Source organism: Rubrivirga sp. (assembly GCF_049648075.1).
GTDB lineage: Bacteria > Bacteroidota > Rhodothermia > Rhodothermales > Rubricoccaceae > Rubrivirga.
The window spans coordinates 1-12,158 of record NZ_JBARYR010000705.1 but is presented as its reverse complement, the minus strand read 5'-3'; the positions used below and the strand labels follow the sequence as shown (position 1 = coordinate 12,158).

8 protein-coding genes are annotated in these 12,158 nt (G+C 68.5%); 2 read left to right on the top strand and 6 right to left on the bottom strand.

All coding sequences use genetic code 11. The features are described 5' to 3' along the window. Nucleotides 1-507 (top strand): alpha-hydroxy-acid oxidizing protein (locus tag WBA11_RS18650; protein WP_424522136.1); only part of this gene is annotated, 507 nt, incomplete at its 5' end. A gap of 228 nt (nt 508-735) precedes the next feature. Beyond that, nucleotides 736-1,992: a dipeptidase gene (locus WBA11_RS18645; RefSeq protein WP_424522135.1), complete on the top strand. Its 1,257-nt coding sequence runs from the start codon at nt 736-738 to the stop codon at nt 1,990-1,992. Here the strand turns inward: WBA11_RS18645 and WBA11_RS18640 are convergent, their stop codons facing one another. The 6 genes from WBA11_RS18640 to WBA11_RS18615 all read right to left on the bottom strand — a co-directional run. Continuing rightward, entirely contained in the window at nt 1,993-3,252 is a 1,260-nt protein-coding gene (locus WBA11_RS18640) for an ectonucleotide pyrophosphatase/phosphodiesterase (RefSeq protein ID WP_424522134.1), read from the bottom strand. A 208-nt stretch (nt 3,253-3,460) separates the two neighbouring features. After that, nucleotides 3,461-6,613, bottom strand: a complete 3,153-nt coding sequence (locus WBA11_RS18635; protein ID WP_424522133.1) for a TonB-dependent receptor — start codon at nt 6,611-6,613, stop codon at nt 3,461-3,463. 315 nt (nt 6,614-6,928) lie between these two features. After that, entirely contained in the window at nt 6,929-8,707 is a 1,779-nt protein-coding gene (ggt, locus tag WBA11_RS18630) for a gamma-glutamyltransferase (RefSeq protein ID WP_424522132.1), read from the bottom strand. Between the two features lie 26 nt (nt 8,708-8,733). Further along, nucleotides 8,734-9,708 carry a hypothetical protein gene (locus WBA11_RS18625; protein WP_424522131.1) on the bottom strand — a complete coding sequence of 325 codons (975 nt, stop codon included), beginning with the start codon at nt 9,706-9,708 and terminating at the stop codon, nt 8,734-8,736. 73 nt (nt 9,709-9,781) lie between these two features. Next, nucleotides 9,782-10,447 (bottom strand): hypothetical protein, encoded by a 666-nt coding sequence (locus WBA11_RS18620; protein ID WP_424522130.1) that lies wholly within the window; start codon nt 10,445-10,447, stop codon nt 9,782-9,784. A gap of 65 nt (nt 10,448-10,512) precedes the next feature. After that, nucleotides 10,513-12,158: prolyl oligopeptidase family serine peptidase (locus WBA11_RS18615; RefSeq protein ID WP_424522129.1), on the bottom strand; the 1,646-nt coding region annotated here is incomplete at its 5' end.

Sequence of the window (12,158 nt, the reverse complement as noted above, 5' to 3'; positions counted from 1 at the left end):
ACGGAGCGGTCCCGAAAGGCCGTCCAGCGCTTCGTGGCCACGTACTCGAGACCGTCGCTCACCTGGTCCGACCTCCAAACCCTCCGCGACATGACGGACCTCCCGATCCTGCTCAAGGGCGTCCTCCACTCCGACGACGCGCGGCGCGCCCTCGAGGCCGGCGTCGACGGGCTCGTGGTCTCGAACCACGGCGGCCGGCAGGTCGACGCCGCCGTCGCTTCGCTCGACGCGCTCCCTGGCGTGGTCGAGGCCGTTGAGGGCCGCGTCCCCGTTCTGTTCGACAGCGGCGTCCGTGGGGGCGCCGACGTCTTGATCGCCCGCGCGCTCGGAGCGGACGCCGTGCTCCTGGGCCGGCCCTACGTCTACGGGCTCGCGGTCGCGGGCCAAGCCGGCGTCCGGACCGTCGTCGAGAACGTGATCGCCGAGCTCGACCTGACGATGGGGCTCGCCGGTCTCGCGTCGCTCGACGACGTCACGCGAGAGGCTGTCGCCTCGAGGCTGCACTAACCGACCTCGAGGGCGACGGCGTCCGGACTGCCAAGACGCTTGACGTCCAGGCTGAGGGACCGCCGCGGATTGGGAGCCGCACCGCCGCCGCCTGGTCCGGACGGACGGCCAATCGATGCCAGAGATCGTAGGAGACCGGTCGCCGTCCTCCGACTCACGCGGCACGACCTCGACCTCACGCTGCTTGAGCGTCCCGTCCGTACACTAGCGCCGTCTCCCCCCGGACCTGTGTCGACCCTTTTCGCCGTCCTCGCGGCCGCCTTCCTGGTCGGGGCGGTCCTGGCCTGCTCCGACCTCGACCCCGCCGTGCCGGCGGCCGACCTCGAGGGCCGGAGCGCCAGTGCAGCCGCCGATCTCGCTCCGTCGGACACGCTCGACCTCACGTCCGACGGTGGCGCGATTGCGATGCCGAGCCGCGACGTAGAGCGCTTGGTCGCGAGCGACTCGCTGTGGGCCGAGGCCCTGCGCATCCATTACGACGCGCTCGTCCTCGATGGACACGTCGACACGCCGAGCCTGATGGTGAACCGGGGCTACCGGATCACCGAGCGCCACCGGCGCGACCACCTCGACCTACCACGGATGGCCGATGGCGGACTCGACGGTGCGTTCTTCGCTGCCTACGTCGCCCGGAGCTATGGCGAGGGACAAGAGGCGACCGACCGCGCGCTCGAGCTCATCGAAGAAACGAAGCGCCAGGTCTCCGAGACCGACGACGCCGAGATCGCGACCTCCGCCGCCGACGTTCGCGCCGCGCGGGCACGGGGGCGAGCCGCCATCTTGCTCGGCCTCGAGGGCGGACACGCGCTGCAAGGCTCGGTCGACGTGCTTCGGGTGCTCGCCGGCAACGGCATCCGCTACGTCACGCTCACCCACACCAACACCAACGCCTTCGCCGACGCCTCGACCGACGTCGCACGCTGGGGCGGGCTCAACGACCTGGGCCGAGAGCTCGTCCGCGAAATGAACCGCCTGGGCGTCCTAGTGGACCTCTCCCACGTCTCCGACGCCGCGGCCTTCGACGCCCTCGAGGCCACGCGCGCGCCCGTGATCCTGAGCCACTCGTCGTGCCGGGCGCTCTACGGCCACGTCCGCAACGCTCCCGACGACGTCCTCGAGGCCGTCGCTGAGAACGGCGGTGCCGTTATGATCAACTTCTACGACACGTACATCGGCGAGGGCCAGGTCGACCTCGAGGACGTCCTGGACCACGTCGACCACGCCGTCCGTGTCGCCGGCGTCGACCACGTGGGGCTCGGCTCCGACTTCGACGGCGTCCCAAGCTTACCCGCCGGCCTCGAGGACGTGACGCGGCTTCCGTGGATCACGTACGGTCTGTTGCAGCGCGGCTACTCCGAGACCGCCATTCGCAAAATCCTGGGCGGCAACACGATACGCGTCCTGGAGGCCGCCGACCACGTCGCGTCTCGGTATCGGGACCTCGAGGTCGAGCCGATCCCTACGCGGCCGCCGACGGACCGGTAGCTACCGCAACACGCGGGTTGGCGCCGTTGCGTCGCCGTCGTTGGGAGCCGCCTCGAGGCCGAGGGCAGCTGTCATGATGCCGTACACGTCGACCGTCTGGAGCGAGTCGACCTCGAGGCCGGACCGGAAGCGGGGGCCGCGGGCCAGGAAGATGCCCGACATCGAGCGGTACTGGTTGTCGAATCCGTGCGTGCCGCCGGACGGACGGTCCGTGCGCCGTTCGAAGTAGTCACGCGAGGTCAGCGTCCAGCCCTCGTCGAGCAGGACCACGACGGGCGGAATGCGGACGTTGTCGCGGTAGCGGAGGCGCGCCGGTACGTCCTCTTTTCGGAAGGCGCGGACGTGTGGCAACGCGTCGAGGGCGGCCACGATGGCATCGGCGTCTTGATCGGCGCGGGGCCATACGCCCGGCACCTCCCCCCAATCGACGTCGTAGTCCTCAGGATCGAGAGCGTCGTCGAAGAACACGACGTCGTCTCGCGAGACGGGCGTCATCCCGTGGTCGCTCACCACGACGATGTCGACGTCTCGGAGGCGGCCCCGATCACGGAGCCCGTCAACCAGGGCTTCGAGGGAGTCGTCGACGCGGGCGATGGCCTCTGCCACCTGGGGCGCGTCGGGTCCGTACCGGTGCCCGGCGTCGTCGACGGCCTCGAAGTAGAGCGTGACGAACCCCGCTCCGCCGTCGACGGCCTCGAGGGCGGTGTCGACGCGGTCGAGGTAGGGCATCTCGCCGTCGTAGACCAACCACGTCGTCGGGCGGAGGCCGCCGATCTCGGACTCGGAGCCGGGCCAGAAGATGGTCGCGGTCGAGACGCCTTGGCGCTCGGCCGTCACCCAGATCGGCTCACCGCTCCACCAGCGCCCGTCTGTGACGGCGTCGCGGTTGCCGAGCGAGAAGCGGGCGGGCTCGCCGCCCTCGAGGCGTTCCGGGTCCCGCATCGAGTTGCCCACGATCCCGTGGCGCTCCGGATGCAGTCCGGTGACGAGTGAGTAGTGGTTGGGGAACGTCTTGGTCGGGAAGACCGGGACGAGCCGGTCGGCGCGGACGCCCTCCGCGACCCAGCGCAGCGTCGGCGCGTCCACGTCGCGGTCGAGGTAGTCGTGGCGGAAGCCGTCGAGCGAGACCAGAACCAACGTGCGCTCGGGCGCCTCGGCCTCGAGGACGGGAGCCGGCGCCGCACAGCCGTGGAGCTGCTGGATCACCACGAGCCCGAACAGGACCAGTAGGAGAGACGAGAGAAGGCGGCGCAGTGTCATATCGGTGGTCGGCCTCGAGGTCGTAGAGATACTTCCCAAACAGACGTGGTGTTACGGCCGTGCCAAGATCGGTCGTCGGCGAGTCGCGAAAGTGAACGTGAAGCCACCGCCGGTTCAAAGGATGGCTTCGACCTCGAGGTCGAAGCAAGAAAAGCGGCCCCGCCCTCAGAGAGAGTGGGGCCGCTGATCAGGACAGGGACGGAGCCGGCTAGAACGTGTAGCGCAGGCCGAACTGCATCCGCCAGCGTGACGCGAAGTTGCTGACGTCGAAGATGCGGTCATCATCCGGCGTGTCGAACTCCAGGATCTGACGGCCGTCGTCAGTGTAGCCGTCGAAGTTGACGAGGTTGAAGCGCTGGAAGCCCACACCGCGAACCTCGCCGAGCGACGAGCCGAGGAGCGACAGAACGTTCTGGATGTCCAGCGTCAGCTCCACCTTCTGGCCCTGCAGCGTCGTGATCTGCTGCGTGATCCGGGCATCGAGGAAGTCGTTCCAAGGCGAACGAGCCGAGTTCCGGTCGACGATGGACCCACGCGACTCGCGGAGATCGTCGTTGGCCTCGATGAAGGCGTCGAACGCTGACCAATCTTCGTCCGACATCTCAACCTCGGAACGGTCGTTGGGGACGTAGATCAAGTCGGCACGGTCGAAGCCGTCGCCATTCACGTCGTCGCCGCGGAAGTAGATCCACGAGAACGGCTCGCCCGACTGGCCCTCGTACAGGAGGGAGAACGTCGTGCCGAAGCGGCCACCGTATTGAAGCCGGTACGAGACCTGCCCTAAGACGCGGTGCGCCAACTCGAAGTCCGACGTTGAGAGCAGCGGGTTGTTGACGTCCAGCCCGGCCTCGAGGTCGCGGACGTTCGAGCGCGCCTGGCTGCTCGTAGCCGAGTTGATGTCCTTCGCCTGGCTGTACGTGTACGCCAAGCTGGCCGACAGGTCCGGGAAGAGCCCCGTGCCCGCCTGTTTCCGAAGCTGACCGGTCACGTTGTACGAGTAACCCTCGCTCGTGTTGGTCAGCACGACCACGTCCTGGAAGTCGTTCGAGACGCGGTCCCGGCGCTGACCGTTGCGGCCGTCGACCGTGGTCGGGTCGAGGACGAACGGGGTCCGGTTGAGGCTCTGCCACTGGACGCCGTCGATGACGTCGGAGTAGAGCCCCTCGATCGTAGCGACGAAGCCGGCCGGGAGCTGCTGGTCAACCGCGAGGTTGGTCCGGAAGAGCGTCGGCGAGACGAAGTCGGGGTCGGTCAAGTTGATCTCGGCCGAGCCCTGGCTCAGACCGAAGTCCTCGGCCCGGTACTGGTTGGCGAAGTCGGACCGGAACGGGATCGGGCCACCGTCGAGGTTGCGGGCGAACACGCTGTTTAGGAGCGTGCCGTCGTTCGAGAACGAGTTCGAGATCCAGACCGCCGGGTTGCGACCGCTGAAGATGCCGGCGCCGCCGCGCAACTGCGTCTGCTTCTGCGCACCGAGGTCGTAGTTGAACCCGAAGCGCGGCGAGAAGACCAGGTTGCCGTTCGGCACCTCGGAGTTGTCGAACCCGAAGAGGGACTCGAACCCGGGGGCCTGCGTCGGCGAGTCGAAGTAGTTCGCCATGTCGACACGCAGACCACCGGTGAGCTTGAGCTCGGGGCTGACGGTCCACTCGTCCTGCGCGTACAGGCTGAAGTTGGCGAAGGCGAAGTCGGCCAAGGGCCGGTCCTCACCCGGAATCGCGGAGTAGTTCCGGTCGAACTCGGAGGCGAGCCCGTTGCGGAACGCGTCGATGTCGTCGAACTCGTAGTACCCGTAGAAATTCCGGATGAACAGGTTCGAGAAGGACGAGAACGTGTTCTGCGTGCCCACCGTGATCACGTGGTCGCCGACGAAGTAGTTGAAGTTGTTCGTCAACTCGAGGACGTCGGTGTCGATGTTGTTGGCGCCGCGGAACTGGTCGGGGCCCGCCTGGACGCGCGAGCGTCCGTCGTCACCGAGGCCGTTGATCTGGATCGACGGGAACGGGGCGAACTCGAGGACGGACGGCTGCCGGTTCGTCTGGAACGACGCGCGGAACAGGTTGGCCGCGCTCTGACCGAACAGCGAGCGGGCCTCGAGGACGGTCGAGGTGTTCGTGTTCTGGCGCGTGTAGAGCCGGTCGTCCAGGTTGTAGCTGGTCGAGGACCGGAAGATGCCGTCATCGAGACGTCCCTGGACGTAGTTGAACCGCGCCGTGAGCGTGTTCGAGTCGTTCAGGTTGTAGTCCAGGCGGGTGAACACCTTGTTGGACTGGGTCTCGCCGTCGAACGTGCCGAGCTCACCGATGCCGCGGCCGAACTGGTTGTTCAGGATGTCGACGATCTCCTGGACCTCACCGCGCGTGCCGCCGAACTGGTTCGTCGTGGTCGCGTCGTCCGCGAACGAGGCGAAGATCGGGTCCTGGCGACGGACGCCCTCGACGTTGGCGAAGAAAAACAGCTTGTTCTCGATGATCGGCCCGCCCAGACGAGCGCCGGCCGTGAACTCCTCGAAGTCGCCGAACTCGTTGCCGTCGGCGTCGTCGCCGACGAAGCTCTGGTTGCGACCGAGTCCGTAAACCGAGCCCTCAAAGGTGTTCGTGCCCGAGCGCGTGACCACGTTGACGCTGCCGCCCGTGAAGCCGCCCTGGGTGACGTCGTACGGGGCGATGGCGACGCGGAACTCAGAGACGGCGTCGAGCGAGATCGGCTGCGTGCCGGACGAGCCGCCTGGCGTGCCCGAGTTCTCGAGACCGAAGGCGTCGTTAAGCGCGGCGCCGTCCACCTGGATGTTGTTGTAGCGGCTCGACGTACCGCCGACCGACGTGCCGGCCTCGCTGCCGCTCCCGCGCTGTGAGAACTGGGGCGTCAGGCGCGTAAAGTCGACGAGCGAGCGGTTGATCGTCGGCAGGCGCTCGATCTCCTCGGTGGAGACGTTGGTGCCGGTGCCGATGTTGGTCGATGAGATGATCGAGTTGGTCTCAGCGGTGATGACGGCTTCGCCGAGCGTCACGTTGGACTCGGTCAGAGCAAAGTTGACCTCGAGGTCCTGGCTGAGCTGGAGGTTCAAGTCAGTCCGTGCCTGGGTATCGTATCCCACGAACGACGCGGTCACCGTGTAGGGACCTCCGACGCGCATGTTGCGGAGGTTGAACTGGCCGTCGGCTCGCGTCGAGACGCCGTAGCGCGTCCCGGAGGGCTCGTGGACAGCAAGAACCGTAGCACCGGGCAGGCCGTTACCGGCGGCGTCGAGGACGGTGCCGTTCATGGCAGACGTCGTGACGCCCTGAGCATGAACGGAGGCGCTGGAGACGACCACGCCCATGAGGGCGAGGGCGAGACAGCGGAGCGTGGCAGTACGCATAAAGAAGGAGTGGGGTGTCTGGGGACCAGGCGCGGAGGCGCCGCAAAGGATCGGCCTGAACGTATCTCACCGTTCGTCAACCGCTGATGCAAAACGAGTGTAGCAACCGATGCTTAACCGGCTCGTCACCTCGTGCTCATACTACCGTAACGCTACGGTAACATGGGGCAACGTCCCGTCTCTGGGCTCCGTGAGCTCTCAGAGGTGCGCGGGCATTGAGGAGGGCGTCGTAGGCGACGTGGTCTCCTAAGTCCAATCCCCGCGGCCCCTTCTTGTCCTCGATGAAAAGGGTGGCTGCGACTCTGAATGATCTCCTCAGTACCCGACCGCCGCGTCCTGACCCCGAGGGTCTGCTCCCCCTTCCAACACGCGGCCCGACCTCGAGGACGTGACGTCGTCCAACCCCGACGGGTCCGTCCTCGAGGACGCGTCGTCGTAGACGACCTCGATCGCGTCGACGCGGGACCAGTAGCCACCCGACTCGGACATGTGCCAGCCGCGCTCTTGCAGCGCCACGACCGCGTCGAGGGCGAGGCCTTGGTTTTCCCAGTACATGGCGTCGGGGAGCCACTGGTGGTGGACGCGGGGCGCCGCGACGGCCTCCTGGATGTCCATGCCGTGGTCGATCACGTTCAGGATGGTCTGGTACGTGGCCGTGATGATGCGCGGACCGCCCGGGCTTCCGACGACCAGCATCAGCCGGCCCCCAGGGTCCTCGACGATGGTCGGCGTCATCGAGGACAGCATCCGCTTACCGGGCTCGATGGCGTTGGCCTCGCCCTGCACGAGACCGAACATGTTGGGCTCGCCCGGCGCCGACGTGAAGTCGTCCATCTCGTTGTTGAGGAAGAACCCGGCGCCCTCGACCACGACGAGCGAGCCGAAGCCGCCGTTGAGCGTGGTCGTGACCGAGACGGCCATCCCGTCGGCGTCGACGACCGAGTAGTGCGTCGTCTGGTCCGACTCGCGGCGGGGCTGGCCGGCACCCAAGGCGGTGCTCGAGTCAGCTTTGACGGGGTCGAAGTCGGCCATGCGCGTCCTCGAGTACGTCTCGTCGATCAAGCCCGCGGTGGGGATCTCGGAGAAGTCCGGGTCGCCCAAGAACTCGGCGCGGTCGGCGAAGGCGCGGCGCATGGCCTCGCCCATCAGGTGCACCGTCGCCGACGAGTTGAACCCGAGCGCCGCGACGTCGAACGGCTCGACGGAGTCCAGCATCTGGATGAGGGCCACGCCGCCAGACGACGGCGGCGGCATCGAGATGATGCGGTGGCCGCGGTAGTCGCCCTCGACGGGCTCGCGCTCGACGGCGACGTAGCCCTCGAGGTCGGCGTGGGTGATGAGGCCGCCGCCGCGCTCCATCTCGGCGACCAAGAGATCGGCGGTCGTGCCGCGGTAGAATCCGTCTCGTCCCTCGTCGCGGACGCGGCGCAAGACGGCGGCGAGCTCGGGCTGGCGGAACGTCTCGCCGGCGTGGTAGCCGCCCTCTTGGGTAAAGTGGCGGGCGGTGCCGGGGTAGCTCATGAACCGCTCCCGGTAGGCGTTCAACCGGTCGGCCTCGGCGGCGCTCAGCGGGTAGCCCTCGGCCAGGCGGATGGCGGGCGCCATGACGTCCTCGAGGTCGGCGCGGCCGTACGTGGCGTGGGCGTCGAGCAAGCCCGCGACGGCGCCGGGGACGCCGCTTGCGAGCCAGCCACGGCGGCTTAGGTCGGGGCGGATCTCGCCGGTCGAGTCGTCGACGTACATCGTCCTCGAGGCCGCGGCGGGCGCTATCTCGCGGTAGTCGATGGTCGTGGCGCGGCCGTCGGGGAAGCGGATCACCATGAACCCGCCACCGCCGATGTTGCCCGCGACGGGGAACGTGACGGCGAGCGCGAAGCCCGTCGCGACCGCCGCGTCGACGGCGTTGCCGCCGCCTTGCATGACCTCGACGCCGGCCTGGGACGCGTTGACTTCGGCCGAGACGACCATCCCGTTCTCGGCGCGGACCGGGTCCGATGTCGGCGAGCGCTGAGCGCGGCACGCCGACGTGAGCAGGAGGACGGCGACGAACCCGACGAGGGTCGGCGAAGCCAGCGGGGCGAGGCGAGCGGTCACGGCAGGCGCGAGGGTGCGTGCTGAACCTACGCGCCCGACACGCCTGCGACGACCGGCCTCGAGGACGCGGGCTCGACCTCGAGACCGAGAGCAGGTTCGAAGACTGCGAGTTCGACGCTAGACTCGAACGGGGCACCCCCGACATCCGCGACGACCTCGATGCGCCACAGGACACGGGACGGCGCGTTCTCTTCTTTCCAGGCGGGCATCATCGAGGTCGGCTCGGCACCGGGCGCATCCACGGACGGGAGGTCGAAGGCGAACGGGACGACGACTTGCTGCGCCCCGGTCGCGGGAGCCTCGGCCCGCTCCGTCCTAGCTTGGGCCGACTGGGTCGTCTCCCATCGGACCTTCTCGCTGACGCTCTTGCTCTGTGCTTTTCCGATCTCGCCGTTACGGCTTCTCGTCACGGAGCGCTCGATGCACGCGAGCCGCACTCGGACACCGTCCGGGGGAACGACATCGAGGCCGATCCGTGCGACCCCGACGAGACACTCTCCCAACCGAGCCGGGACGTCCTCGAGGACGACCGTCGTCGGCCCGGCGCGGCGGGTGAGGAGGTGCTTCTTGACGGGCTTGTAGAGGAGCGCCATGCCGATGAGCGGAGTGAGCCACTGAACGTCGAGCTCGCCATCGAAGGCGACGATGGCAGAGACCGCCACCGCGACGTAAGCGACGGACAGGGCGATGGCCGTCCATGCCAGCACGGCTCCCGTCCGGTCAGATCGACTGGCGTAGCGACCAGCACTCCAGTCGTCGCGCCACGTCCATGGGGCGTCGGGCTCAGCGTGGCGCTGAGCGTCAAACTCTGTGGTCAGGACATCGTTCTGAGCCCCTCGACGGCCCACCCACCACGACCCGACTCCGGCGAGGGCGGCCATGCCGACCAGGATCGCGCCGCCGAAGGGGATCTCCAGGGCGACGCCGACGACGAACGCCATGACGAGGGCGGCGGAGGCCGCGAAGGCGAGGACCAGACGGGGAATGAGGGCACTCGGCATGGCGGGGCAGGCGGACGCTTTCCGTACGCCACTCTCGCCAACTCGAGACCACGGGTCCTAGCACGCTCTGTCGCTACACGGCGGCCTCGAGGTCCGCCGCTGCGGCGAACACCGGGACCTCGATGGCGGCGCGGTAGCCCGGCTCGGCCTCGAGGACGAGCCGCCACAGCACGCGGTGAGCCGCCGTGCCGGTCTCCGCGGGCGACAAGACCGTCGTGGGGTACGGGCTGAGGCCGGACGCGCCGACGGCGTCGAGCGGGATAGGAACGGAGAAGGGGACCACGACGCGGCCGCCCGACACCTCGGCCGTGTCCGCGACCGGCGCCGACCACAGCACCACGTCCTCGACGCGTCCTCCGTCCGTGACCCTGCGCGCGACGCACTCGAGGGCGGTGTCGAGGCCCGACGCCGGGACGGTCTTGAGGGCGGTCTCGACGCGGCCCGCCAGACGCGTTCCCATTTGGGCGATGACCTCGAGGACGACGACGGGAGCCGGATGCGCCTCGCTCACGCCGACCAGCCGACCGCTTTTCCAATCGTCGCGGAACGTCCACGGTCGGTACGGATCCGCGGCCTGTCGCTCGCTGAAGACGGCCTCGGGGTCAGGCGCGTTGGCCTGACGGCTCTCGTTGGGCGCGGTCTCGGCAAGCGGCGTCTCGGTAGCCCGGCCGAGCACGTTCGCGACACGAACCCGGAGACGCGCCCAGAGCGAGAGAGACGAATCGAGAGGAGCGGGCACGGCGTCAGAGGCGTCTCCCTTCTCCTACGAGAGAACGCCTCTGCGCAGGTCAGCCGCCCTCGAGGTCAGCCCTCCGTGTCGTCGTCGCGGTCGGGGCCGACGGTGTGCTCGATCAGGTCCAGGATCCGGTGGAGCTTGTCGGCCCACGACGTCGGCTCGCGGTAGCCGTGGGGCTCGACGGGCGCCAGGGCCAGCTCCCAGTCGCGCTTGCCGAGCTCGATCAGCTTCTGCGACAGCCGGAAGATGTCTTGGGGCTGGACGTTGTCGTCGACGAGCCCGTGCGTCATCAACAAGGGATCTTGCAAGCCGGCGGCGAACTCGATGGGCGACGAGCGCTCGAACGCTTCAGGATCCTCGACGGGCGTGCCCAGAATGTTGCGCGTGTAGCCGTCGTTGTAGTGCGCCCAGTCGGTCACGCTGCGCAAGGCGGCGCCGGAGCCGAAGTGCTCGGGCTCGGTGAACAGCGCCATCAGCGTGATGAAGCCGCCGTAGGAGCCGCCGTAGATCGAAACGCGCTCCGGGTCGATGTCGAACTCGTCCTCGAGGTAGCGGCTCGCGTCGACGTAGTCCTGCAGGTCGCGGCCGCCCATGTGGCCGGCGATGGCCGTCCGCCAGTCGCGCCCGTAGCCGGCCGAGGCGCGGTAGTCGACGTCGAGGACGGTGTAGCCGGCGTCGGCGAGCAGGTTGTGGAACTGGTACTCGCGGAAGTAGCTGCTCCACCAGCGGTGCGCGTTTTGGAGGTAGCCGGCGCCATGGACGAACAGGACGGCGGCGCCGTTCGGCTCGTCGGGGCGGTAGATCCGGGCGGGTACCATCACGCCGTCGCTGGCGGGGACCTCGATGATCTCGGCGTCGCGCCACGGGTACGCGTTCCACGCCTCCGTCGTCGAGGACGTGACCTGCTCGGCCTCGAGGTCGTCCAGGTCGGCGACGTAGACCTCGGGCGGGCGGTTGGCAGCGGAGTAGAGCATCGCCAGGCGCCGGCCGTCGGGCGACAACGCGCCGTCCCAGCGTCCGACGCCCTCGGTCAGCTTCTGGCGACGGTCCCAGCCGCCGGGCGTGTTCGGCATCCGCCACAGGTGCCGCTGGCCCAGATCGCCCTCGGACGTTTGCAGGATCCAGAACGAGCCATCGGCGGAGAGCGTGGCGTCGGTGACCTCGAACGCGCCCTCGGTCAGCGCCTCGACCGTTCCGTTGTCGAGGTTGGCCGCGTAGAGATGACTCCAGCCCGTCCGCTCGGACTGGAACACGTAGCGGCCGTCGGGCAAGAACCCGCCCCGGCTGACGCCGCCGGCCCACGAGATCCCCGGTCCTGCGATCCACGCCGCGTCGCGCTGATGGTCCACGACCTCGAGGGCGCCTGTAATGAGGTCGAGTCGGGCGATCCACCGGTCTTCGTTGTCGACCGTCCGCACGTCCAAGACGGCGACACGTCCGCTCGGCGCCCAGCGCAGGGTCGGCAGCAGCAAGCGCGACGAGTCCGGCCTCGAGGTCGAAGGACGCTGATAGACGTCGGGCAGGACGCCGAGGTCGATCTGGACCGTGGTGTCGGCCTCGAGGTCTTGGACGAACAGGTCCGCGCCGGTGCGTACGCCGCCGATCTTGGGCCGCGCGCTGATCTCTTCGGCCGCGCCGCTGTCGGTCACGTAGTCCACCATGAGCGTGCGCTCGGCCTCGAGGTCGTCGCTCAGCGTGAACGCGACGAACTGGC